The following is a 25,214-nucleotide window of genomic DNA, read 5'->3' on the forward strand; positions in this document are numbered from 1 at the left end:
ACGTGGCGCATGTCCTGTCGTGGAGTGACTTTCCGGAGTACAGAGCAGATTTGGCGAACGTGCTGCCCTAAGTAAGACCCATCACGCTGCGTTCGATCGTGGGCTGTTTACGATCGATCGAGACTACCGACTGCAAGTGAATCCAGCCTTCGAGACGCAAAGTGAGCTGTTGCAGCAGACAATTATTGAGCGAGTCGGTGAGCATGTCGGGCTTCCGGGTAAGAGCTTGAATTCGGAGTACCTTGCGCAGCATAATGTGACGCTTGGGTGGGTATGATAGTCGCGGTGTGACCGATCATTGTTTGCTATTTTTTCTTCTTTGACCTCCGTCTGTAACCGGTTCCGCTTCCGTAGTGAGTCGGCTGATTTCATCTTCCACTACAGTTGCTATTTGAGCGCCATCGTGATTAACGGAGTCAGTGAGGCGATTTCGAACACGTTTTCGATCGTCCTCAGTTACTGCTTCTATAGCCTGATCGCTTGGACCTCGGATTTCGTCGTACTCTTTAGGGTATTTCGCTCGCACAATTAGATTATCGAGAATTGCTTGGCTAACCTGTGTTGGGTCAACCCCGTTATCATCACAGAACTCTTGTACGAGATTCGACGCATCATGGAGCCACTCGTTGTCAGGTTTTGCTGTTAACGCGTTGTTCTCACCGGTGTAGCGGAGCATGAGCCTACCGTTGTGTTTACCGTATTCGAAGCCGGGATATTCACCAGCTAATTCCATCAGTTCGTAACAATAATCGTTGCTGGGATGTTCCTCGAAGATTTCATCCCGGACCTGATTGTAGTCTACACCAGCTCCATCCGCTATTTGCTGGGATCGTGCCTTTACTGCTTCCACGAGGTACTCAACCCGATCCTCCTTATTCATTAAGTGCCAATCAAGGTCAGAATCAACCTCGTGCTCTTGAACCATCTGTTCTGCCCGCTCCGGGGTTGCGTACACGCCATCGCTCGTTTCCACAGCCACAAATCCCAACCGTTCGATCACACGGTCTGCAAAATCTTCTCTCACTTCGTCGGAATGGACGTCTAAAGCCTCATCGACGGCTAATCTGATCTCCTTAATGTTGTAGAAATCGCGGTCATCGATGTTGTTCCTCAATGTTTCGACGACTGCTTCAACCCGATCTTCAGAAACCATGTCCACGCTTTCGCGTAACTGCTCGTAATAACGCCGAACGCGAGCAACTTGACCGCCGTCTCTGTATTCGTCCAATGCTGTCGCTATGTATTCACCGATTACTCCTCGAACTTTCCCCTCTTGATCGTAGACATATTGTTCGAGTGATTCCTGAACGTCCTCGGCGATGCGATAAGTGACCTTGGACGTTTCATCACTGGTCCTCGAAGTCGGCGTCTCGTTCAATGAAGAACTACCATTGAGCTGTCCGACCTCATCTAGATCGGCACGGAGGTCCGCTTCGAGTTCGTCCAAATCGTCACGGAAACGCTCAGGTCGATAATCTGGTGGCAAGTACTCGATGAGCGCTTTTTCTGCGTGCCTGCCTTTGTCTCCACCGTTCACGTGACCTTCGTGCTCACACCAGCCACTAAACTTCCTCACGGATTCCGCCGGGACTTGCCGGTTCAATTGTGGACGACGACTCATTCGGCCCACCCCCTCGTCGATTCCGAGTGGATGCTGTGTGAACCAGACTGGTTCTTTTCTCCTTCTTCCCGAACGGGAACCGTAGTAAGTAATCGAACTGGTTCTTTACAGAAAGAAGAAGAAACACATTCTCTGGATGCTCTTCCCCGGTCAGCATGGGCAAGATGCGAGTTATCTGGCGAATAGAGTCCCTGAGATGCGAATCGTGCTACTGGCAGTAAGTCCCCTACGGTCTTGCTGAGGTTTTCTTCATCGAAACTGAACCAAGTCGTACTGGACGTGGTTCTTAGCTGAGTATCGCTTTCGTCAGTCAGTCTATTCGTGGGCAGATCACTCTGGAAAGACCTCCAGAAATAATGTAATATCGACGGCGAGGATCTATAAGCAAAGCTAAGGAAGTTTAATATTGGGGTGAGCGAGGCTCCACGACGGAGCGACAGGGCTGCGTAGTAGCAGGTCGGTATGTCTCCTAGAGAATTGTCTGGGGGATCCCAGTCGATGTATGTGCCTTTCGTTGTGTCGAGATAGCCGTCGTAGCTAATTGTTTTCGTGTTGTCCTGCTGGTCAGTCCAGCCTCTTTTGTCAGGGCGGAGCTCGTACTTGAACATGGGCAACCTCTGCTGATGAGAGGGTTCCCATCCCGTGCGCCGGTGTGAGCGGCGCACGGGTTTTTGCTATGCATCCAGGGATAGTGAGCTACGGATGCGGGGATCGTATTGCAGCCGGCGAACGACCCAGGCCGGCGACCGGGGGTACTTCCTTATCATAATCAAGGACTGCGCAACTTATAAATCTCCTGGGCTAAGGTTTAAGATACCCCTTCACAACCCGTTTTGGGCCGTTCTACACCCCCATAACACAAACTTTTAAATAAGTTCGTCCTACCACTCGTCAGCGACAAGAGACACCTAGCGGGTTTCCATAATCCATTGAACTGACTCATTGAGGGTGATTCCTTTGCCCCCGACGATTGGGGCGATCCCCAACGCGGTCCGACCACAATGATACTGCTTGGACCATCCTGGGACGTCCGTAAACAGTAATGGGGCGGAGTATAACCAGCAGCCAGTTTTGCGTGACCTAAGTGGTCCACGTATCGAGGGAGGTCTTATTGAGAGAGATGTCTCCTCTTATTCCCCATTACCATTGATTGATTACCCTCCCCGTCTCCCACAATAACCCTGAGACTGCATGGACCATTAGGACCTCCCGAGACAATCCCCTTTCCGTATGGCAGTTTTCGTGATCCAATCAGGTTTTGAGTGGCCTGACCACCTTGGACCACCCTCACTGGAAGAGTGACAGATCGATGAGGTTGACAGTCTCGCCAGGGTCGTTGTAGGGAGCGGGTGAGGCGAGCTCCGACAGGGCGTGCTGGCTGCTTCGTTGTTCCTCAATGGTCTCTGTGTCGATGGTCTTGGTAATCTGCTTGTAGGCAGATAGTCGCCTATCTGTTGTGGGAGTTCGAGTGGCTTGCTGCACGGCTACCTGTTGTCTAGCGCTCGGATTTGGTGTGCACACCAGCCTATGACAAGACACAAACACAACAAGCCGAGCGGCGCATGAGTGACCACCACGCGCCTGGACGCTTCCACACCACACCACCCCCGGGTAGATCCCCCCGATACAGTCTATAGTAGTACACATCTGCGGAAATTCTGACCGACTATAGAACCCTAAGCGAGGGGGATTACGCCCTTAGATTGCATCCCCGAGCTTCTTAGCGTTTTAGCATCCCTAAGACGTAGGAATCACCGTTTAACCCGCTTGTGCGGGTGGTTGTGTCGGGCCGGTGTTTGCGTTCTGCGGGGGTTTTCGTCGGGTCGTCGGTCTATCTGCGGGGGAATCTGTCTTGCATGTTCTTGGATGTGCTGGGGTTTTTATCGTGTCCACAGATCCCGCCATATCCCCCACAAAAGCTTATGCAGGTGAAGTCGGAACTCTGATATATGGGAGTCAAGGACAGGAATATCAATCCCGACGAGTTCGCGTCGATTGATAGTTTCGGTAATCCTGATACCGACACCGACGGGACCGAAGAGACAGACACCGACAGTGACCGCGGGTCACACATCATCGCAGCTGGGGTCGATGATCCGGTGGCGGTGACCGAGGCGGCGGTCTCGGCCTTCGGCGTTGACTGGGAGGGTGGCATCGACTCGGGTGTCGCCGACTCGATCAATGAGCATGATGTCACCGCTTTTGGTGAGAACGGTCGCGCGGTCGTGTGCGGGAGCGACAGAGATGCCACTCGCGCAAAACTCCTTCATGTCGTCCAGTCCTCTGACGCGCGCGATAAAGTCGTACTGACAGACTGGTTAGCCTATTGCGAGGACTTGGGTGACCTGTCGTCGTTCCTCCGCGCCCTGCTCAATGCCGAGTCGGCCGTCACTGCCGTCGGGTCCGATGTGCTCCTTTCGCCCGGCGGGTCGGTCAATGACCCGGATCTCATCGACCTGCTCGGAGAGATCGCAGCAGCCTCGCTTGATCCGAGGGACATCCCTGACATCGAGGTGCTGCGGGAGGACTGGGAGGGTCGTACACCGATTGGGACTGAGGTCTCGATGGCTGGTAACCTGTGCCCGTCCGATGACTGGAACCGAGTGCGCAAGCACCTGCTCGACGTCGTGGAGGGAGAGGTCAGTCAGCGCTTCGCAGCGAAACGGATCGGGTGTGCACCGAGGACCGTTGCCCGTATCCTCAACGATCCGGAGCGTAGGGAGCTTTACCGTCTCCCGGCAGCTTCCGACACCGAAGAGTAAGTTGGCCAGTCAGGATTAGCAACCCCTTGTGAGAGAAGTGCTAAACAGAAGCGGTCGGAATCCACTATTTCCCACAGAAAGCTGTACCCGATCCCCAGTTCATTCAATATTCTCGTTAATAATATAGATAGCGTCGCACACACTACTCGCGGTAGTCATGTGATCTCTGGCCCAACGATGGTCAACTCAAACCCGAGTTTTGCCCCATCCGCAACTGCCTCGTACTGCTCACGTCGATTGATGAGTTTACCGATAGTCGGCGGACTCCACGGGACCTCTTCAGCAATCGATCGGTACGTTTCGCCTGCGTCTCGTAACTCGTAGACGCGGAGGACATCGTCAATCTTCCTCTCATCCGCAACGAGAAACTGCTTGTTCTCATCGAACCTAAGTGCGGCTGGAGGCTCCCCGTGATAGTATCCGGCATCTGTGCGACGATTGGTTTCTTCGATGCTTTTCTCGATGTACCGTCGCATCGCTTTGTGTTCGGTCGCTGCCTGTAAGAGTTCGATAGCAACGTTCATCGGATCGTCAAGATCTAACGCGCCGGTTGCCGTGTCGTGAAGTTCCACACCAGTGCTGCGACACGACAGGATCAGATCCATTGTGTCGTCAAAGTCGCGTGCAAACCGGCGCTTTCCGTCGGCAACGATCAAATCTGCTTCGCTGTTTTTGATTCGTTCAACAATTTGTCCGTATTCGCCTCGATCAGCGGTGCTGAATCCGCTGGACCATCGACCATCATCGAAAATCCTGTTCAGAACGACTGGCGGGTGGTCGTCACGGTTGTTCAGCTTGTTGATGTACTCTCGAATCTTTTCTTTCTGACGTGGAATGCTGCGGTCGCTGTCCTGGGACAGTCGAGTGTACCCGTCTGCGACTAGTGGTTTCTGCCCGTCAGTCATCGTTGCGGTGAACGGTGACTTCCATCTTGTTTCGCGCTCGTCCCATCTCCCATTCGAGTTCGTCGCCTTGTTCTAAGCTGAAGAACTCGGCAGTGTCTTTCGGGATGGTGACTCGATACTGTTTGGTTTCGCGCGTATTGCCGTCCCGGTCAGTAACCTCGGATTCGGTGACTTGGACCTTCGTTCTGGGCATCTTCTGTTTAGTGTTACGTGTTGAACTAAGTATAGTGTTACGTTAGTGTGTTAAAGCTACACCCCCAGCGCTAACAGTCAAGCTGTCGCTGCAGGATCGTCTCAGGTAAATCAGCGAGTCCTCCCCCAAGAGACACCTTGCGTTTTCTCTACGTGAGAATTCACAACACGCTCACTCGGTACGAGGGGTGTGGTTGGGATCAAAGTACGCCTCTCAATGCCTCACGACGCGTTTAGTGGTGCACCTCGTTTGGAATCCGAAGTGTCCTAATAGACACGACGCTAGTCACTTATCCGGCAAGTCCACAGAACTGGACTCGTTCACAATCTGAATAGCATTTGAAACGATTGGGCCACCGAGAGTGTATCAATATCACTGTCTTTGGGTAGCGTATGTATACAGACTCTCTGTTAAAGAACGGCATAGTCCCTCATATTGTGCGATATCAGAGATGAGTTCATACCACAACCTTCTGTATTCCAATACTGCAAGCAATTAGAACCATCCGTTATGTGCGGGTGCAGTAGTGGCGAATTCAGCAAAGGTACTTAGTATTTGAATGCCATGGTTGTAACCTGAACTACATATGTACGATCGACTGCTGTTGCCGACAGACATGAGCCCAGGTATTGATCAAGCAATCGACCATGCGATTGATGCCGCACAACGATACGATGCCGAGTTACACGTTCTCTATGTTGTTGATGCTGAAGCGTATAGCTCGTACCCTGGAGACGAGTACGTCCACGAATTTGAAGGATTAGAGAGCGCACTCGAACAGGCAGGTCGAGACGCAGTTGAAGATCTCACTGAGCGCGCAGAAACGTCGAATGTCGAAACGAACTCCATTATTCGACACGGCGTTCCTCACGAAGAGATCCTACAGTACATGGATGAAGCCGACATCGGACTCACTGTCGTCGGGTCGAAAAATCGATCCGGTGAATACAGACGATTGCTTGGCAGCGTTGCTGAGCGTGTTGCCAATATGGCAGAACGTCCAGTTACTATTGTGAAAACGCCAGTCGAGGAGTAATAACCGACCAGTATGAGCCAGGTGGTCCTGTGAAACCGGTACGAAGAACAAGTTAGACAGGCAGACATACTCTTGGCTGAGAGAGGAAGTCCGGTTTCCACCGCAGGTTGCGTATTCCAGTCATCTTTTTATACAGCTATCGGGTGGAGTCGCCCCTGATGGCGTTAATCGAGAACGATCACGTAAACGAGGAAGGCTGGATGGATGATTGTATCGATAACTGCTTTGATGCGACTCAAGCGTGTAACTGGCGTGCGGACGAGTATATCGAACCGGATGAAGAGATGGCTCGTTGTATCCGTCTCTGTCGGGACGTTGCCGGCCTCACGACGATGAACGCTCGCGCCATGATTCCCTCCATAGTTCACAGCCAGGTCGGAATTGGCTCGGCAGTGGGTCCATCAAACACACGATAATATCGATTTGGGTGAGACAGACTATGGTTAATCAAACACGACGTCAGGTCCTCTACGCAATTGGAGCGTCAAGTACAGTTGGAGTTGCGGGATACACAACCACCGAAACACAAGACCACGAGAACGAAAATAACGATACTGGCTCTGATGAGGATTCGGATTTCAACGAAGTGGACATCATGTTCGTACGGATGATGATTCCGCATCATGAGGGTGCGATCCAAATGGCCGAACTCATCCCCGAGAGAACCGACCGGGAGGAATTACTCGATCTCCGGACAGAGATCATCGAGGAACAAGAAGCGGAGATCGATCTCATGTGTGAATTGCTCGACGATGCCGACGTCGCCGGTTGTGACGAGGTAGGAAGCATGATGCCCCACGAGATGGGGGAGATGATGCACAGCGACGGAATGGGGGATGGAATGAACGACGGCGATGACGAGATGCACGACGACATGGATGATGGCATGCACGACGACGATGAGATGGGCGACGGAATGGGTCCCGACGAGATGGAGGAGATGATGCCACGAGAACACATGATGACCCACGACGACGGGCGAGAACTCCGCCGCGCCGAAAACGAGGAGTTCGATTGCCTGTTCGCCGAACACATGATTCGCCACCACGAAGGTGCCGTCGCAATGTCCGAACACGTCATGGACGAAGGTGAATCCGAGCGCATTGCTGGTCTGGCAGAGGATATTATCGATGGCCAGCAAGCAGAAATCAACCTAATGGAGGAGTGGCAAAACGAGTGGGGCTGTTGACTGACAACAGATCGTCGGCCTATTTCGTTCATTATTGTATTATCGAGTAGAACGAATCACAACAATTAGGGACCTGTTTGGTGAACAACAACACGATGGCTGTCACCGATTCGGTCGGTTGGTCCTCGTGCTTGCATCTTTGGTGAGGAACTCGACCTACTTCGGAAACGGTTGCCACTGAGAAGCGATATATGTCACAATACGATCCGGCGGATACACCTGATTCGAATCATGCTCACGACGAGCAACAACGAACTGAAAAACCAACTGACCGCGATTGTCCGTGCTGTCGCGTCTGCGGATTAACCGCTGAACGGTCCGACGAGCCGACGGTCCGACATGAGCATCGGGAAGAGAGTCACGAGGGACGCGTGCACCAAGATCCCGATCACTCGCATGACGACCACGACGGTCACGACCACGAGGCGCACGTCGATCACGCCGATCACGAGGAGATGTTCAAGCAGCGCTTTTTCGTCTGTCTCGTCCTCTCGCTTCCGGTTCTTTACTACAGCCCGATGCTTCAGGAGTGGTTCGGCTATGCAGCCGTGACGTTCCCCGGGAGTGAGTTCGTCGGGCCGGTTCTCGGCACGATTGTCTTCATCTACGGTGGGATCCCGTTCCTGCGAATGGGGGCGGTTGAAGTGCGAAACCGCGAGCCGGGGATGATGTTACTGATCTCGCTCGCCATTACCGTCGCGTTCGTCTACAGCGTCGCTGCGATCGGTTTCGGGATCGGTGAACCGTTCTTCTGGGAACTCGTCACGCTGATCGTCATCTTCCTGCTCGGCCACTGGATCGAGATGCGTAGTGTCCGGCGAGCCTCGGGCGCGCTCGACGAGCTAGCAGAGCTGATGCCGGATACGGCCGAACGCGTAACCGAAGACGGCGAGACCGAAGAAGTCCGCATTGACGACCTCGCGGAAGACGACCTCGTACTCGTTCGACCCGGGGCAAACGTCCCCGCTGACGGTGTTGTCGAAGACGGTGAATCGAACGTCAACGAGGCGATGATCACCGGCGAATCGCGTCCGGTAAAGAAAGAGCCGGGTGACGAGGTGATCGGCGGCACGACCAACCGCGACGGCAGCCTTCGGGTGCGCGTGAGTGCAACTGGCGAGGAGACGACGCTTTCCGGAATTATGCGACTGGTCGAGGAGGCCCAACAGAGCCGCTCTCGAACCCAGGTACTCGCTGACCGCGCAGCTGGATGGCTGTTCTACGCAGCAATTGCGGTGGCGGCTGTTACAGCCGTCGCGTGGACAGTGGCGGTCGGCTTCGGGTTGCCGGTCGTCGAGCGAGTCGTTACCGTACTCGTCATTGCCTGTCCGCACGCGCTTGGATTGGCCGTGCCGCTGGTCGTCGCAATCAACACGTCGATGGCGGCGCAAAACGGAATGCTCGTGCGCGATCGGATTGCCATGGAGGAAGCGCGCAACCTCGATACAATTGTCTTCGATAAGACGGGGACGCTTACAGAAGGCGAACAAGGGGTCGTCAATATCACCACGTCCGAAGGCTGGGATGAGGACGAACTGCTAGCTGTGATGGCTGCCGCGGAAGGCGACTCCGAGCACATGATTGCGGAGGCGATTCGTGAGGAGGCCGATGAACGAGGACTCTCGATACCAAGTGTGCGCGAGTTTGAGGCGCTCCAAGGCCGCGGGGTTCGCGCGACCGTAGAAATTGAAGCGGCGGCGACTCCCGGCGCGGGTGAGGACGGCGTACGAGATGGCGAGACGGTCTATGTCGGTGGCCCGAACTTGCTCCGCCATCTGGACATTGAGCTCAACGCCGAACTCGAAGCGTTCGCGGACGAAGCTGGTGACCGCGGTCAGGGTGTCGTCTACCTGCTTCGAAACGGCGAGGCGGTAGGCGCAGTCGCGCTCGCAGACGTGATCCGGGACGAGAGCTTTGAGGCGATCGAAGCACTCCACGAGATGGGCGTCGAGGTTGCAATGCTCACTGGTGACTCCGAGGACGTCGCAAGCGCCGTCTCCGATGAACTCGATATTGATACGTACTTCGCCGAAGTACTCCCGGAAGACAAGGACAAGAAGATTATCGAACTCCAGAACCAGGGTAAACTGGTAGCGATGGTTGGCGACGGAGTGAACGACGCACCCGCGCTGACTCGGTCTGATGTGGGCATCGCAATCGGGAGTGGGACAGACGTCGCCGTGGAGTCCGCCGACGTCGTGCTCGTGGAGAACGATCCACGTGACGTCGCACATCTCGTCCGTTTGAGCCGGAAGAGCTACAGAAAGATGCAGGAGAACCTCGTGTGGGCGGCCGGCTACAACGTCTTCGCGCTGCCGCTCGCAGCTGGCGTACTAGCCCCAATCGGAATATTGCTTTCACCAGCAGTTGGTGCCGTCCTGATGTCGGCGAGTACGGTCATCGTCGCCATCAACGCACAACTCTTGCGACGAGCTGATCTGTCTGTGTGAATTTGATAACATAGTACTTCTCACGAACACGACACCCCTCCCTCAATGCGTCTACACTGTACGAGGAAAGGAGAAAGACGAACGCAACGAGCATGCGACCGATTCCAGAGATCTCAGCAATAGATCAAACTGGCAAAATTGAGCCACGTACATGCCTTTTGGCTGAGGACATCTTATCAGTAGATAGTAGCACGGTTTCTTTATCCAGAATTACGCCTGAAAATGAATCGGGAAGTTCGGTAACTACGTGTGCGAATCGAACACGAGCATTCGCGCGAACGAGCGGTCCGAAGGACCCGGTAGTGAGCGCGATTCGCCGGTCGAGCGAAGCGAGACCGGCTTTTTGGCATGAACGGGTTTTCGTCGAGCGGAGCGCCAAGCGCACCCGAGGCGAAAAGAGGTTCGCCTGTATTGACCGTGAGTTTCACGAGGTACTCTGAATAAAGAAACCGTGTTACCAACTACTGTTATTCCTCTTCGTAAACAGGCCCTCACACCCATGTTTCCCTGTCAGAAGGCAGTCCAACCACCGTCAACGGGAATGTTTGCTCCGGTGATGTAGGATGCCCCATCCGATGCAAGAAACGCCGCAAGTGGTGCGACTTCCTCGGGTTCTGCGGCTCGTCCCATCGGGGTTCTGGTTCGGATGAACTCGTAGAAGCGCTCGTCTTCAAGGACGTCATCGGTCATCGGCGTTTTCACGAAGCCAGGACAAATCTCGTTGACGCGAACGCCTCTGTCTGCATAATCGACGGCGACCTGTTGAGTGAAGTTGACAATAGCGCCTTTGGCAGCGGAGTAGGCTGCGGCTCCCTTCCCCCCACGGAGGCCGTATATCGATCCAATATTGATGATGCAGCCTTCGGATTCTAGAAGGTACGGCAGTGCGGCCTTCGATCCGTGCATCACGCCGTGGAGATTGACAGCAATGACTTTGTTCCACTCTTCAAGCGCCATTTCCCCAAGAGAGGTCGTGCTTCCAATCCCGGCACAGTTTACTATGACGTCAAGTCCGCCGTACTCATCAGCGACACCATCGACGAGCGCCTCAACCTCATCGTATTCGGTTACATCGCATTGACCGAACTCGCAACCGAGCTCCTCGGCAGCTGCCAGCCCTTGTTCTTTACCTCGACTAGCGATGACTACCTCGGCCCCTTCCTCAATGTACTTCGCTGCGATCGCCTTGCCGATACCCGTCGATCCGCCTGTAATGATTGCTACTTTTCCGTCCAACATACATCGCAGTACGGTCATCGGTACTATAATTCACAGGGACCGATTCACTGTACACAATTGAATCTGAAAAGCCGAGTTACGGATTCTACCCGAAATGAATGAGCTCCCTGAGATCTATTTCGAAGATCTGATTGCGCGATTGATAGTAAAATGGGTATGACGAAAACGTACAAAATCGAACTGTTACCGGATGCGGAGACGTGCTACCGGTACCTTCAGGTCGGGTTTAGCATCATTGTCTGTACTTTCTTTGTCGGATTACTGGTGCTCGTGGTTCCGTCCTTGATACCGGTGTACGACGTGATCGTGATGCCTGCACTGTTCGTCGGACTCGGGTTGCTTCTGTACGGCGTCGGGACGCATCTGCACATCATGCACTTGAATATGCTCGAAATGAGGGACGAAGGTGGAAGACACGAATGAGGAACGTCTGTCGGCTACCCGCGGATGAGCGACCCGAATATTTGGGGACAACAAGCATCGGTGAACAAGAATGAGCCTCGATCGCTGGCCTACTGAGATAGTACGTCGGATAACGAAGTTGAGCATCGGGCAGCGTGTTGCACTGTACGTCGTCATCGTGGCTGGGATTGTGAGCGTCTACACCGGGATTTACTGGTACGGGATGGCCACGTACGAGGACCGCAGCCTGTCACTCGCTGGCGCTCTCCAGACAGTTGTCCAGTCGTTGACGACGACCGGATACGGTCAGGACGCACCGTGGGAGACGACGGTCATGAATCTGTTTACGATTCTAATGCAGTTCACCGGCATTCTGCTCCTTTTTCTTCTCCTCCCGCTGTTCGTCGTCCCCTGGTTCAGACAGTTTATCAAACGTCGGCGGATCGATACGGTGGAACCGCTCGAAGATCACGTCGTTATCTCCGGCCACACACCGCTCGTCCACACGTTCATTATCGAGATCGAATCACACGGCCATCAACATCCCTACGTAATCATTGAAGCGGACCGCGATCGTGCCGCAGAACTCCGCGACATCGGACACACCGTGTTACACGGCGATCCGGAAGCCGAATCGGACCTTCGGAAAGCATCTATCGAGGAGGCACAGGCAGCGGTCGTCGCTGGCGACGATCAATTGACACTGAACGCTGCACTCGCCGTCCGCGACGTGGCTCCAACAGTCCCGATAACCGCAACACTGGAGGACGCGACATTCCGGGAGTATCTTCACTCAGCGGGCGTCGAATACGTCCTCCAACCACGACACGTCATCGGGCAAGCGCTCGCCTCACGCTATGCGATGAGGACGGGAACGCCGTCCGATCGTATTGTCATTCTCGGTCACGGAACGGTCGGTAGTACCGTTCGGTCGGCGCTGGAAACGTGGGGTGCAACGCCGAGCGTCGTAGACATTGAAGCGGGCGAACACGTAGATATCGTCGGTGACGCAACTGAGAAGAAGACACTTCAGGATGCGGAGATAGAGAAAGCAGATGCTGTAATCATTTCCCTCCCAGAAGACCGTCAAGCAGTGTTGAGTACACTACTTGCTCGTGACTCCCATTCTACGACCAATATATTTGTACGGGTAACTGAGAGTGAAGCAGTTGAGAGAGTTAAACGAGCAGGTGCTGATTACGTACTTGAGTTACCAGACATCGCTGGTCGGTTGCTTGCCGCCGCTGTCCTTGACGAACCCATTAGCGCAACCGAAGATGATATTCTGATCACCCGTATGACTGATCCGACTGGGGAACTCTCAGCGATCGAAAATGACCGTGTCGTTGGTGTCACTCGAAATAATGAGTTGCATCTCGCTCCTGAACCTGATTTCGAACTTCAACAAGACGACCTCCTCATCTACGTAAGAGAGTGATACGCTCGGGTACCACTGATCCTACGTTCAATTATTTGAGCTCTTTCTATACTCGAATGGTTTGTTGTGGATAGTGTCCCCCTCGCATAGGAAGTGTCCCCGGGCTATATCGGGATAAGAAACCACATATCCAGTATGACTACTGGATCAGAACCACCAGAACTCACTGCTACACTCACACGATATAGGGCGTTTGAGAGGGCCGTTGGAGAGGTAGTCATCTACGATCCGCTGAACGCAGGGATCTTATCCTCCGTTACGTGGTCATCAGACGATACCATTCTGTCCGGTCGGGCTGCTGATAGCGCCTGAACCAACTCTCACAACCTAGGTACCATCATGCCAGTTGATCCCGTCTGCAGTATGGAAGTTCCCAGCACCGATACAGAAGCCACGGTCACTCACAATGAGGAGACCTACTACTTCTGTTCGCAGGCTTGTAGAAACCTGTTCGAACAATCCCCAAGTCGCTATCTCGACGAACAACATCCCCACCTCAGCGAAATCGACGGTGTGACGGTTCCCCGTCTCTCGTCGGGTCGAGCGAGAGGCGATTTCGAGATCGACATCGACGACCCAGGATCGTTAGGCGTTGGCGATCGCGTCACGTTCACCAAGGCTATCACCGACGACGACGTTCGCAGCTTCGCCGAAGCGACCAGCGACACGAACGCCCTCCACCTCAACGAGGAGTTTAGCGAGAAAACACGCTTCGGTAGCCGTATTGCCCACGGAACGCTCGTCTCGGGGTTGATCAGTTCTGCTCTCGCTTGCTTCCCGGGGGTAACGATCTACCTTTCGCAGAACCTCGAATACAATCGTCCCGTCAGTATCGGTGAGACGCTGACTGCCAGCTGCGAGATCGTCGAAACCCTCGAAGGCGACGAGTATCGGCTCACGACTCGTATCGAAAACGAAGCAGGAAAACTCGTGATACACGGCACGGCGACTGTTATTATTGATAATCTTCCAAATACTCAGATGGGATCTCGTTAACTGTTCTTGACTAACCTCCTTTTCCAGAGTAGTTTCGATATGTCGAGTTCAACGATAGTATGTGAGGGCCACCGATAGAGGATTTAGAGATAGGCCTCTGGAGATTGCAAGAACTGTTCCCGTGACTGGTCGCTCTCGAAGTAGTAGATCGACTCGTCATACACGGTACAGTAATCCGCGTTCTTCACAGTGAGTTCCGTCCCCGTAACTGGATCTTCGACGTCTCGATCACCGGGTGCCGCTTTGCGACCCCGGACGACCAGACCGACGAACGCGAGCCCGATCAGAATGAAGAGTGCGTTCATAATGAGTATCGGATCCACACCAAACACCGCGATACCAGCACCGGGGTCAGCAACAGCTGCCTCCGGTATCAGATCGAGCGTTGCGAACAGGTAGTACACCGTGAATCCAGCCGTCGCCATCGAAACGTATAGGATGAGCGTCAAGCGATTGCCGATTTTCGATCCAAAGATTTGTCGGTAGATGTGGATGAGCTGTGGAACGATCAGATCCGCATAAATATACGCGATGACGCCAGCGAAGAGGAATCCTGACCCCCACAGTACCGCAGCGAGCGGGATATTACCCATTGAGCCGACGAACGCTACGAGCGATACCAGCGGTCCGACCGCACTACTGTAGAGCACTTCCGTGAAACCCTCACCACCTGCTCCAAAGAAGGCCTCCCACGCCCAATCGGGAATCACTGTCGCGGCAAATCCAGCGATGAAGAATCCTGCTAAGAGGGGGTTTCCGAGCATTTTAACGTCTCTACGGGTTTGATTCGCGGCTTCCACCCAGCCGTTCAGCGACGTGATTTTCTCCCTCCAAGACGTCGTGTGCGTGTCTGGATTCTGTTCGAAGAGCGATTTACATTGGTCCGAACAGAAGTGGACGGTTTCGTTTTTAAATTCGACGGCGAGGGCATTCTCACGGTTCATCCGCATCTTGCAAACGGGGTCAGTGACGACGGGTTGCTCCTCTCTCACGAGGCGGTCCCTCACTTCGGCGGCCTTATCGTACGGAATCAGGAAATGCGTGAGTATCACCGCAGTTACGATCATGATCGGCGCACCGACTGCCTGTGCGAGTGCGAACTCCCACCCGAGGAGCGCCCAGATGAGGAACGTGAGTGCAATCACGAAATTCGTCGAGGCAATTAAGAAGGCGACAGCGGGAATGATGTGCGCACCTTTCTTGAAGAGGGTTTTCGTCGCTGCGATATCCCCGAACGAACAAGATGTCGAAGCAAACCCGAACGCCGATGCGTAGAAAATCGATCTTGGACTCCCATCGCCCATGTAATTGACCATCCCTTCCTTGGAGACAAATGCCTGTATCGCTCCGGATAACATGAACCCGAATAGAAGGGCCCACAGCGACTGCCAGAGGAAGTAGCCAGTCGTCCAGAGTGCGTCCCCCACGGTCGAGAGGATGGATGAGATCATGCTTAGAACTCTCCTTGTCTAACAGACATTTCCATCGAACTTATTGATACTGGTTCAACATTCAGTTGTGATTTCGTTCGTGTCGTTCGTACCAGTTCCTCAAACGTCCCTTCAGTAACAATAGGCCTCCTCGTCACCTGAATCAAGCCACAAGTTCCCACGATATGGAATTTGCGACGAATAAAATACGTACGAGGTTATACTAGTCGGTATGGCAACCGAAGACTCCCTCGTTCGAACGATCGTAATCGTCGTCGCTGCAATCGTACTCGTTCCCATGCTGATGATGGCACTCATGATGCCGATGATGGGCCTGTGGGGTGGGGGACATATGTGGAACGGCGGGATGTGGGATGGAACCGGAACCACGTGGATGTGGGTCATCATGTCGGTCATTCCACTACTCGTGATTCTTGGAATTGGATATCTGCTCTACAGTGTCTTTCGCCGGTCAGAATCACGTGGGACAGATCCAGCGCTCGAAGAGCTACGAGCGGCATACGCCCGCGGCGACATTTCCGATGAAGAATTTGAGCAACGCCGCGAGCGTCTAGAACGAGAGCGATAATCGAATCATGGAATCCCTCTGCGGCTGCGAGTCCAGCCATTGCACCGCCGATCACCGCAACTGTTTCTGTCTGTTTCATCGAATCACCTGAAGAGCGGACGTTCGTTGTCTTCCAGTAAGCCGATAGAAGAGTAGGACTGCTGCCGCCCCAACGAGAAAGAGATACACGAGTGCCCACCCCAGATGGACGAGCGTATCTGGCTGTGTAGTGAGGCCTGCGTCGAAGACGACTTCCATCGGATGGTGTCCGGGAAGGGTTTTCACCCACCACGCGTCGTCGCCCATCGGAAAGAGCGGTGATTGAAAGAGGCCGATATCGAGCATCGAGACGACGAGGATCGTCCACAGGCCGGCCACCCTATCGAAGACGACACCGAGCAACATCCCTACGAGCCCGTACAGTAGCGTTACCACGAATATAGCGAGGACGAACAACGTCGGTTGTTCGGGCATCACGTCGTAGGCCATGACTCCCACGGTGACCGCCGTCACCAGTGCCACTAGTACGCCGAGGGTTCCGAGACGAGCGAAGATCACCTCACGCGCCCGGTAGCCCGCTAACACCAGCCGACCATCGACGTTCCGTGCATCTTGCATGAGTAACAATCCGACGATCCCCGCGATGATGGTGCTCGTGAGCGGCGTCATCGCAACACCGTGAACCTCCGGAAGGCCTCGCATGACGACTTGCGTTTCCCCGTTGATCGGGAGCTCGATCGGCATCTGTGCGTCTTGCGTGACGGCGAACGCGACGGTGATGAATGCGATCGGGAGCACGATCAGCAACCCGACGAGTACGTAGTTGCGAGCGGTTTCCCGGAAGCTGATACGGAACATCGTTGTAGCGCGACGACTGCTCATCCCAGCCACCTCCCTTCAACGGCCATCGTTCGCTGGAACACGAAAAGCGCGAGTCCGATCAGTACGGCGAGGTATCCGAGGACGAAGAGAAGGTCACCCGTTGCATACGTCCCGTTAAGCATCGCCTCTTGGATCAACGTCTTCGGATGGTACAGCGGGAAGTACTCAACCCACCACGGAACGTCGGCAGCAAGCGGACTGTCGCCGCTTAAGAACGCGTCCATCATCGCAAGCAACGCGATTACCAGCGACCCTTCGAACAGACGGGGGAGAAGAGCCCCAACCAACACACCGATACACGCATACAGAACACCGGATAGCGCAAGAAAGCTGACGGCTAATATGGGTGCTTCCGCCGAGACGTTGACCAAGAGTACACCGAAGTTGATGACTGCGATGACAACCGTGATCCCGACAATGGTGAGGAGCCGAGAGACGAGGACGGTACTCGGGGAGTAGCCGACGACAACGAGTCGTCGATCCGCCGATCTGGCCCCGATGATCATCACCAAGCCGAGGATCCCGGCGATCATCGCAACGCCGAGCGTCGCCCCGAGAATCCGCGCGAGTTCGATCGGAACCGACTCGACTGTCGGCATCTCGGGCATGTTCGACATGGACTGTCCCCACCCTTCGATGATGATCGCCGGTAGGACGACGGCCAGGACGACCGTGACCGGATCACGAACGAACGAGCGTATCTGCGACGACACCCCGATTGTGAGCTTTTCCACCATCAGTTCTCGACCTCCGAGAGCACTCCTTCTTTCAGCTCATAGACGCGATCGATGCGGTCTCGCTCTTGCAGGAGGTGAGAAATGATCACGATCGAAGTGTCTTCGGCGACGAGCTCTTCGCTCATGTCCCAGAACGTCTGGTACGTCTCCCAGTCGAAGCCAGTGTACGGCTCGTCGAGCAACAACACATCCGGGTCGTGCATGAGTGCGATCCCGAGATTGACCTTCTGGCGGTTCCCGCCGCTCAGGCGATCGATGCGATAGTCGAGATATCGGTCGAAGTCGAGCCGATCGGCAAGGTGGTTCATCGCCGCGGTTATCTCCTCCTCATCCAACCCGTAGCCGGTACCGAACAGACGAAACGTCTCGCGGACGGTGAGGCGGTCGTACAGGAGCGTTTCCTGTGGGCACCACCCGATCGTCCCATTGTGAGTGACGTCACCGCTGTCCTGGTCCAGAACGCCGACGAGGATCTTCATCAATGTCGATTTCCCGGACCCGTTCCCGCCAACGATCCCGACGATTTCGCCCGGGTAGACGTCGATCGACGCACCAGTCAGCACTTCAACGCTCCTGGTGAACGGGAGCCGTGAACCGTACGTCTTCGTGATATCGTTCGCACTGAGTACTTTGCGTCCGAATTCGGCCTCCGATTCCTGAGTTACTTCGTTCATCATCATTGTCTCCTGTTGTTCTTTTTACCTCTCTAGGGTGATCGAGACTCACGTACGAAGCGTCGCCACTGGCCCAATCGAGGAACGAACAGTGGAACTTCCTGCTGATACGTTCGGTACTCCTCACCGAACTGATCGAGCATGTCTCGCTCTTCCTTGCGAGCGAGCCACGTGAAGGTCAGGACGATAATCGGGAACAACCCAACCGAAAATATCGTTGGCCAGTGAACGATACCCTCGCCAAAGAGTGCGAGGAACAACCCAGTATACTGCGGGTGGCGGACGTAGCTGTAGAGTCCGCTGGTAACCAGATGGTCTTCCTGTCTGGCGCGATGGACCTGTCGCCATCCCTGAATAAAGAGCAAGATCCCGATGAGCGCCACGCTGTAGCCGACCAGCATCGATACGAACATTCCGGTCTCACCGATACCAACCAGTGTAGACCAGAGATTGTCGCTGGCGTACTCCCGATCGAGGCCGCCGAACCGAATCAGGAGATAAATAGTCAGCGGGAACCCGAACATTTCGGCGTACAGTGCGATGATAAACGCCTGTACGACACCGGCTCCAGCCCACTCGCGCCAGCTTTCTGGGGCGAAATAGCGGTAAAACAACCACGAGACAACAACGATCATGATTAGCGCGAGAGCCCACGCTCCGGCGTGTTCGAACGTCACGTCCAAGCTGATGAAACCGGTGGCCAGCAACATCACCAGTCACCGTCCACGACGATCTGACAGCATCCATCGCTGTGATTGGATGGCGTTTGAGCGATCCCTGACTCTCGATCAATTTTGCCGAACGCTCTGTCCGGTGCGCTCATATCGAAGCACTCCGACTCGCACGTAGCGCTTCTGATCCTCAAATCGATCCGTTCGAGCGAGACAGCGGCGGGATCGTACTCAACGCTCACTGTTTCGGTTTCGAACTCGACGCGTGCGCCACGGACGCCACGAAGCGTAGCGATCGCCCGTTCGAGCGTTAGAGCGCAATTTGGGCAGTTCAGCCCGTGGATGTCGGTGTGTTTTCTCGTCATTTTCCTGTAGTGGGCTTCTCGTAGCCGGGTAGTCGCGCAGCAAACATCTGGAACCGACCGATCAGACCGTAGTTAGCTACCCTTGTGAGCAAGCGAATCAGTAGCTTCGCTTGATCGTCCTGAACGCTTCCTGCTGTGGAGATTGGCGTGCTGAACCGAGGTGTGATTGGTGTTACCCCTATTAGTGACGAATGCGAGTGGCTCTTCGTCACCTGTGACCCGCCGAAACGGCTTGATAGGGGTCTCGCTGTCATGATCCTAGAACGGTGACCGGTTCTGTTGGTGGCCATCCATGTGAGTCTCCTCGTCGTCGCAGCAGCTATCGTGTGAACCGTCACTATCGTCAGCTGCTGCTTGCCTTCCGTTCGGTTGGATCCGATCACCATCCAGTGAGATGGTGAACCGCTTCGAGTCACAGCCAGTCTGCTCGACGGTGTGAACGATTCGGTTGAGCGTGACTGAGCGTGGGTTGTACTCGAAGACTGCTTGCTCTATGTCGAATTCGACGGCTGCACTGTGAACTCCGGAAAGCCCAGCAACGGCTCGTTCGACCTTCGCAGCACAGTTCGGACAATTTAACCCGTGGATTCCGACGCGTGTTGTTTCGAGTGTCATGAGTTGGGGTCTGGTAGTGCTGTTTCACTGTGAGAACGGGTGGGGTGAGCCGTCAGTTACAGCTCGATATTCCCCAGCCGCGTCGAGTTCGTGATGACCGAGATGCTCGACGTAATCATCGCCGCGACGGCGATCACCGGGTGGAGCAGCCCGAAGAACGCGATCGGGATCGCCACCGCGTTGTAGATGAACGCCCAGAAGAGGTTCTGCTTGATCTTCGAGAAGATCCGCTCCGACAGCGTGAACGAGTCAACGAGCGCATCGAGCGAGCCCCGCACGAGGCTAACGTCGCTCGACTGGATGGCGATGTCAGTTCCCGTGCCGATAGCGACGCCGATGTTCGCCTGTTTCAGCGCGGGCGCATCGTTGATCCCGTCGCCGACCATCGCAACGTTGTATCCCTCCTCTTGCAATTCGCTGACCTTGTCGATCTTGTCCTGCGGGAGGACGCCAGCCATAACTCGACTGGGGTCGATATCGACCGTTTCAGCGATCGCGCGGGCAGTCCGCTCGTTGTCCCCGGTGATCATCCAGGTTTCGAGCCCACGGTCGTGCAACGCCTGAATCGCATCGTGAGATTCCTCCTTGATCGTGTCGGCCGTGCTGATGACGCCGACGTTTTCGTCTTCGATACCGACGAGCACCGTCGTTTTCCCTTCCTGCTCTAAGGCCTGCAGTTCGTCCTCGTAGGCAAGCGGAATGCCGACTTCGTCGAAGAACTTCGTGTTTCCGACGTAGACCGATCGTCCGTCGATCTCTGCTTGGATCCCTTTTCCGGCGACGTTATCGAACGCCGCCGGCTCGGCCAGTTCGATTTCCTGGTCTTCGGCGTACTCGATGATAGCCTGCCCGATCGGGTGTTCGCTCCCTCGTTCGGCCGAGGCAGCGAGTCTGACCACTTCGCGTTCGGTCAGACCGGGATCTTCCAAGTGTCCGCCGTCAGCACTGACCGAAGGGTGGTCTCCCACGACGACGTCCGTAACTGAGTGGTTGCCCTCCGTGATCGTCCCCGTCTTGTCCAGCACCACGACATCGAGATCCTTCATCGTCTGGATGGCTTCACCGTCGCGGAACAGGATGCCGTTCTCGGCAGCCTTCCCAGTGCCGGCCATCAGCGCCGTTGGCGTCGCCAGTCCGAGTGCACACGGACACGAGATCACCAGAACGGCAACAGCCGCGAAGATCCCGAGCGTCAACGGATCGAGAGCGAGATCCACCCAGGGGAGGTACGGTGCACCGATACCCGCGACGGCCCCCATTCCGTCCGGGAACAGGAACCACAATACGAACGAGAGCGCTGCGAGTATCAGTACTGTCGGGACGAAGTAGTTCGTGACACGGTCGGTAAAGGCCTGGATCGGGACTTTGGTTCCCTGGGCTTCTTCGACGAGTTCGACGACCTGTGAGAGGAACGTGTCGTCGCCGACCTTTTCGGCCCGCACCTTGATCATCCCCGACTGGTTCACCGTCGCACCGATCACTTCGTCGCCTTCCTCCTTGGTTGCAGGATCAGACTCGCCGGTCACCATCGATTCATCGACGCTGCTTCGTCCCTCGATGACGGTTCCGTCGAGCGGGACCTTCTCGCCTGGACGAACGACCATTACATCCCCAATCTCGACGTCTTCGATAGGGAGTTCGATCTCTTCCCCATCTCTCTGGACCGCTGCCGTCTCTGCTTGCATGGACATCAGTCCCTCGATGGCCGAGCTCGCACGTCCTTTCGCTCGGTGTTCGAGGTACGTTCCCACGTTGTGCGAGGCCATGATCATCGCTCCGACGCCGGCGTAGTTCTCGATCGGCGTCACGAAGACCATCACGCCGGTTACCCATGCGACGAGTGTCCCGATCGAGATCAGCGAATCCATGTTGAACGTCCCATTCTGGATACCCCGAATCGCGGACGCGTGGGTCGTCCGACCGTAGTAGAAGACGACGATCGTAGCGAAGACGAACATAGCGACGTCGATCTGGAAGCCGGTCAGAACTTCCAGCGGTGTCCACATGAACACCATGAGCAGGACGATTGGAGACGTGACAATCCACGCCCGGATCGCCATCCGACGCATCTCCTGTAGCTCTTCTTCGCCTTCCATCTCGTCGTTCAGTAACTCGTCACGAACACCGTAACCAGCGGCTTCCACGGCCTCGATGAGTTCTTCAACAGGGACATCCGAGTCATGGCTGACGTCCGCTCGCTCCGTGGCGAAGTTGACCGAAGCGTCCTGCACCCCGTCTACATCTTCGAGACTGTCCGCTATTGTAGACGCGCACGTCGTACACGACATGCCCGAGAGGGACAGGTCGGTTCGTTCTATATTCGAATGGTCGTTTGACATGGTCTCTTCACCTCATCTCATACTACGGGCTACAGTTTGATGCGACTTGTCGTTATAATTACTAGAATCTGAAAGGGGGTAGATCTTCAAATCGAAAGTCGTGTTTCCGACATCAGTTTGCCCCTTGTTGCAATGATTCGTACCGCTGTTCGTGCTTGCTTTTACACGATGGACAACAGAAGACTTTGACCTCGCCGTTGATTCGAGCTGTCTCGCCGTCGCTTTTCACCGTGTTATCGCACACTGCACACGAGATGGTGAAATCAGCGGGAGTGACCCCGACACTCCATTCGTATCTGGACAGGGGCGTGAGCTCGTACGAGTCGATGTCTTCCATTTCCAGAGCATCTCGGAACCACGCGTGTGCATCTTGATCGGGTGCGTTCACGTGAGCAACGATGCCGCCATCGAAACATTGGAAGACGTGCTCGGTTTCATCCAGCTCGTACAGTCGGTCGAAGACGCGTTCGACGGCTTCCGGTTTGACTGTCAGTTGAATCAGTACCGGAACTCGGTTCTGAAGCGTTGTTCGATCCACGTCAACCGTGAAGTTCCGAATAACGCCTAATTCTTCTAAGCGTGCGACACGATCGGAAACCGCTGGTGGGGTCAGGCCGACGTGATCGGCTATTTCGCTGAACGGTCGCCGAGCGTCATCGATCAGCAACCGTAGTATTTCGAGGTCGGTCTCATCTGGGTTCCTCATACGAGAGAATTCGACCTCGAAGACAATTAGTCTTCCCCGCAAAACAGTTTATATACAAAAGCATCACACGGAGATAGCTGAATGATTAAAACAACAATTGCAATAAGAGAACAGATCTACTAGTACAACATGGCACGAACGATCACTGTCACTGGGATGAGTTGCGAAGGCTGCGAACAGAACGTCGAGGATGCGCTCCAAGCACTTGATGGCGTGGCCCAGGTCAGTGCTGACCACGAGGCCGAATCTGTCGAACTCGACACCGAAGGTGGTGTAGAGGACGAAGAAATCCACGCTGCCATCGAGGACGCTGGCTACGACGTCGCCTAGTCGTCTGCTTCTGTCGTCCGGAATGTTCGTGAAAGGTCGTTTTGAATGAGAGCCCCATATGAAAACTAGCTACGTCCCTGCGACGATTGAGGCGGAACTGGACCGACGATGAGCCAGTTGAGGTGGTTACCTACCCCTTGTCGCCCTCGCTAGGTAGGTATTCTCTTCGTCTCTCCATTGATTCCTCATTAGTGAGTTGTGAGTAATAGGCATTGATACCGCCTGCGCTTACATCCATGCGTTCGCTGACGACCGCGACAGAGGTTCCTTCGCGCAAGTACTGGATGATTGATCTACGATGGATCGGGTGCGTGCTTACGCTGTTTGGGCACCAAGGTGCTGACTCCCAATCGTTGCGTTTTGGAGTACAGAAGAATCGAAAGGAAGTCTATGGTTGAGCTACCCTACTGACCCCCTATGCTGTTCAATCTAATAATCGACGGCGGAGTGCCGACGGTTAGAGATCGAACGCGTCTCGTCTGAGTTCTCTTTTTTCACGCTCGGATCTCACATCGTAGTGTTTTTCCATCGTACGAGTACTTGTATCAACCCTCCCAGATAGTAAATTTGGATCGTGGCCCTCATCGAGCCACGCAGAAATACTGCTACGGCGGATATCGTGTGGCGCGACTGAGTCATCACACTCTGATGGATACGTTGATCCGCAGGCACACCCATGCCCTAAATCACCACACGCAGTCAGTTTGTATACCCGAACACGAATTGCTGATCGAGACATACGTCCCCGCTTAGTCCCCAGTAGAGGTTCTCTCCCAAATTCATCAGTTACTGAGGGACGACGGTCGTTGATCCAAGCACGAAGCAAATCGCAGACCCATCCGTGTAAGTTAATCTCGCGCTCCGAACCACGTTTGTTTTTGAGCGGAGTCTCACTTTCGGGGCGATATACTAAATCTGCCCATCGGTTATCTAGGTCTACGTCTTTTACATCCAGTGCTCGCAAGCCGCCAATACGAAGCGAACAGGACCATAAGAGCGAGAGAATAACGTGGCCGGTTGACGCATACTGGTAGCGTTCTAAGTCATCAAGGAGTCCCGCAACACGATCTGGATCGATCTTACTATCACGTGCCGCTCCATCTCTTGTTGGCAGTACGATCGACTCCGGGAGTGACTCATCAACCCAGCCCATCCGGAAACAAAACCGGAGGAAGAGTCGAACCACACAGAGTTGGTTGTACATTGTGTTGGTATTGATCGACTTGCTTCGGTATCGTCGAAACCGGGATAGGTCGAGTGGTTCGAGTTCTTCAACGCTGTTAACGTCTCCTGCACCCCAAGCCCATTTGCGGAACATTTTGAGTTGATAGTGGTGATTCTGCAGCGATGAGTCGCTGAGTTCGGTCTCTCTTTCCGTGAAGTACGCCTCGATAGCATTGTCAATTGCTGGCATGCGTTGTTGCTCCGTGCCTGGGAGTGCGAGCGAGTCGCCAGTGATCTCAGCAACTATTTCTAAATTGCCTTCACCTGTAGTCGGAAGGCCCGCCCGCGCAGCGAAGCGAGCAGGCAGGACCCGAGGGCGGAACGCATGGAAGTCGGCAGTTCGTCGAGCGAAGCGAGACGAACTCCAATGGATTACACGCGCAGACGCGAAGCGTCGAGCATGTAATCCTATTGACAGTTCAAATCTGCCCCAACCCATTTC

At 54.7% G+C, this 25,214-nt stretch carries 23 protein-coding genes; 9 read left to right on the forward strand and 14 right to left on the reverse strand.

Annotated elements, in window-relative coordinates; all coding sequences use genetic code 11:
- Window positions 1-295 precede the first annotated feature (295 nt).
- On the reverse strand, window positions 296-1,537 hold the full coding sequence (locus tag BLW62_RS09250; protein WP_139305396.1) for a hypothetical protein: 1,242 nt from the start codon (window positions 1,535-1,537) through the stop codon (window positions 296-298).
- A gap of 2,033 nt (window positions 1,538-3,570) precedes the next feature.
- Here BLW62_RS09250 and BLW62_RS18990 point away from each other — a divergent pair.
- Window positions 3,571-4,383, forward strand: a complete 813-nt coding sequence (locus BLW62_RS18990; protein WP_090506795.1) for a hypothetical protein — start codon at window positions 3,571-3,573, stop codon at window positions 4,381-4,383.
- A gap of 155 nt (window positions 4,384-4,538) precedes the next feature.
- Here the strand turns inward: BLW62_RS18990 and BLW62_RS09265 are convergent, their stop codons facing one another.
- Window positions 4,539-5,288, reverse strand: a complete 750-nt coding sequence (locus BLW62_RS09265; RefSeq protein WP_090506796.1) for a recombinase family protein — start codon at window positions 5,286-5,288, stop codon at window positions 4,539-4,541.
- Window positions 5,281-5,481, reverse strand: coding sequence for an AbrB/MazE/SpoVT family DNA-binding domain-containing protein (locus tag BLW62_RS09270; RefSeq protein ID WP_090506797.1), 201 nt, complete (start codon window positions 5,479-5,481; stop codon window positions 5,281-5,283). The genes BLW62_RS09265 and BLW62_RS09270 overlap by 8 nt, the downstream gene beginning before the upstream one ends.
- Window positions 5,482-6,067: 586 nt before the next feature.
- On the opposite strand from BLW62_RS09270, the gene BLW62_RS09275 reads away from it, so the two are divergent.
- The 3 genes from BLW62_RS09275 (at window position 6,068) to BLW62_RS09290 (ending at window position 10,156) form a co-directional block, all read left to right on the forward strand.
- Window positions 6,068-6,517, forward strand: coding sequence for a universal stress protein (locus BLW62_RS09275; RefSeq protein ID WP_090506798.1), 450 nt, complete (start codon window positions 6,068-6,070; stop codon window positions 6,515-6,517).
- Between the two features lie 586 nt (window positions 6,518-7,103).
- Window positions 7,104-7,706 carry a DUF305 domain-containing protein gene (locus tag BLW62_RS09285; protein WP_281246654.1) on the forward strand — a complete coding sequence of 201 codons (603 nt, stop codon included), beginning with the start codon at window positions 7,104-7,106 and terminating at the stop codon, window positions 7,704-7,706.
- 191 nt (window positions 7,707-7,897) lie between these two features.
- Window positions 7,898-10,156, forward strand: coding sequence for a heavy metal translocating P-type ATPase (locus tag BLW62_RS09290; RefSeq protein ID WP_090506801.1), 2,259 nt, complete (start codon window positions 7,898-7,900; stop codon window positions 10,154-10,156).
- Window positions 10,157-10,666: 510 nt separating this feature from the next.
- Here the strand turns inward: BLW62_RS09290 and BLW62_RS09295 are convergent.
- The gene (locus tag BLW62_RS09295) at window positions 10,667-11,413 is read right to left on the reverse strand and encodes a meso-2,3-butanediol dehydrogenase (protein WP_245726701.1); all 747 of its coding nucleotides are present in this window, start codon (window positions 11,411-11,413) and stop codon (window positions 10,667-10,669) included.
- A 138-nt stretch (window positions 11,414-11,551) separates the two neighbouring features.
- Between BLW62_RS09295 and BLW62_RS09300 the strand changes: the two genes are divergently transcribed.
- The 3 genes from BLW62_RS09300 (at window position 11,552) to BLW62_RS18890 (ending at window position 14,231) form a co-directional block, all read left to right on the forward strand.
- The gene (locus tag BLW62_RS09300) at window positions 11,552-11,818 is read left to right on the forward strand and encodes a hypothetical protein (protein WP_090506803.1); all 267 of its coding nucleotides are present in this window, start codon (window positions 11,552-11,554) and stop codon (window positions 11,816-11,818) included.
- 70 nt (window positions 11,819-11,888) lie between these two features.
- A complete protein-coding gene (locus BLW62_RS09305) occupies window positions 11,889-13,235 on the forward strand; it encodes a potassium channel family protein (RefSeq protein ID WP_090506804.1) in 1,347 nt (448 codons plus the stop codon).
- Window positions 13,236-13,574: 339 nt separating this feature from the next.
- A complete protein-coding gene (locus BLW62_RS18890) occupies window positions 13,575-14,231 on the forward strand; it encodes a MaoC/PaaZ C-terminal domain-containing protein (protein ID WP_090506805.1) in 657 nt (218 codons plus the stop codon).
- Between the two features lie 83 nt (window positions 14,232-14,314).
- On the opposite strand, the gene BLW62_RS09315 is transcribed toward BLW62_RS18890, so the two are convergent.
- Entirely contained in the window at window positions 14,315-15,682 is a 1,368-nt protein-coding gene (locus BLW62_RS09315) for a permease (protein ID WP_090506806.1), read from the reverse strand.
- A 211-nt stretch (window positions 15,683-15,893) separates the two neighbouring features.
- Between BLW62_RS09315 and BLW62_RS09320 the strand changes: the two genes are divergently transcribed.
- On the forward strand, window positions 15,894-16,250 hold the full coding sequence (locus BLW62_RS09320; protein WP_090506807.1) for an SHOCT domain-containing protein: 357 nt from the start codon (window positions 15,894-15,896) through the stop codon (window positions 16,248-16,250).
- 75 nt (window positions 16,251-16,325) lie between these two features.
- Here BLW62_RS09320 and BLW62_RS09325 read toward each other — a convergent pair whose 3' ends face one another.
- From BLW62_RS09325 to BLW62_RS09360, 8 genes are all read right to left on the reverse strand, one after another.
- On the reverse strand, window positions 16,326-17,111 hold the full coding sequence (locus tag BLW62_RS09325) for an ABC transporter permease (protein WP_090506808.1): 786 nt from the start codon (window positions 17,109-17,111) through the stop codon (window positions 16,326-16,328).
- The gene (locus BLW62_RS09330) at window positions 17,108-17,848 is read right to left on the reverse strand and encodes an ABC transporter permease (RefSeq protein WP_217630530.1); all 741 of its coding nucleotides are present in this window, start codon (window positions 17,846-17,848) and stop codon (window positions 17,108-17,110) included. Before BLW62_RS09330 ends, BLW62_RS09325 begins: the two co-directional genes overlap by 4 nt.
- Complete coding sequence (locus tag BLW62_RS09335) at window positions 17,848-18,522, reverse strand: ABC transporter ATP-binding protein (RefSeq protein WP_090507554.1); 675 nt, start codon at window positions 18,520-18,522, stop codon at window positions 17,848-17,850. The genes BLW62_RS09330 and BLW62_RS09335 overlap by 1 nt, the downstream gene beginning before the upstream one ends.
- Before the next feature lie 32 nt (window positions 18,523-18,554).
- Complete coding sequence (locus BLW62_RS09340; RefSeq protein ID WP_217630531.1) at window positions 18,555-19,232, reverse strand: methyltransferase family protein; 678 nt, start codon at window positions 19,230-19,232, stop codon at window positions 18,555-18,557.
- Window positions 19,232-19,558 carry a heavy-metal-associated domain-containing protein gene (locus BLW62_RS19215; RefSeq protein ID WP_090506809.1) on the reverse strand — a complete coding sequence of 109 codons (327 nt, stop codon included), beginning with the start codon at window positions 19,556-19,558 and terminating at the stop codon, window positions 19,232-19,234. The genes BLW62_RS09340 and BLW62_RS19215 overlap by 1 nt, the downstream gene beginning before the upstream one ends.
- A gap of 258 nt (window positions 19,559-19,816) precedes the next feature.
- Window positions 19,817-20,173, reverse strand: coding sequence for a heavy-metal-associated domain-containing protein (locus BLW62_RS09350; protein ID WP_090506810.1), 357 nt, complete (start codon window positions 20,171-20,173; stop codon window positions 19,817-19,819).
- A gap of 56 nt (window positions 20,174-20,229) precedes the next feature.
- Window positions 20,230-22,512 (reverse strand): heavy metal translocating P-type ATPase, encoded by a 2,283-nt coding sequence (locus BLW62_RS09355; protein WP_090506811.1) that lies wholly within the window; start codon window positions 22,510-22,512, stop codon window positions 20,230-20,232.
- A 112-nt stretch (window positions 22,513-22,624) separates the two neighbouring features.
- Window positions 22,625-23,218, reverse strand: a complete 594-nt coding sequence (locus tag BLW62_RS09360) for a winged helix-turn-helix transcriptional regulator (RefSeq protein ID WP_090506812.1) — start codon at window positions 23,216-23,218, stop codon at window positions 22,625-22,627.
- A 129-nt stretch (window positions 23,219-23,347) separates the two neighbouring features.
- On the opposite strand from BLW62_RS09360, the gene BLW62_RS09365 reads away from it, so the two are divergent.
- Window positions 23,348-23,548, forward strand: a complete 201-nt coding sequence (locus tag BLW62_RS09365; protein ID WP_090506813.1) for a heavy-metal-associated domain-containing protein — start codon at window positions 23,348-23,350, stop codon at window positions 23,546-23,548.
- A gap of 457 nt (window positions 23,549-24,005) precedes the next feature.
- On the opposite strand, the gene BLW62_RS09370 is transcribed toward BLW62_RS09365, so the two are convergent.
- Window positions 24,006-25,211 (reverse strand): tyrosine-type recombinase/integrase, encoded by a 1,206-nt coding sequence (locus tag BLW62_RS09370; RefSeq protein ID WP_090506814.1) that lies wholly within the window; start codon window positions 25,209-25,211, stop codon window positions 24,006-24,008.
- Window positions 25,212-25,214 lie beyond the last annotated feature (3 nt).

The sequence above is a fragment of the Natronorubrum sediminis genome (assembly GCF_900108095.1).
GTDB lineage: Archaea > Halobacteriota > Halobacteria > Halobacteriales > Natrialbaceae > Natronorubrum > Natronorubrum sediminis.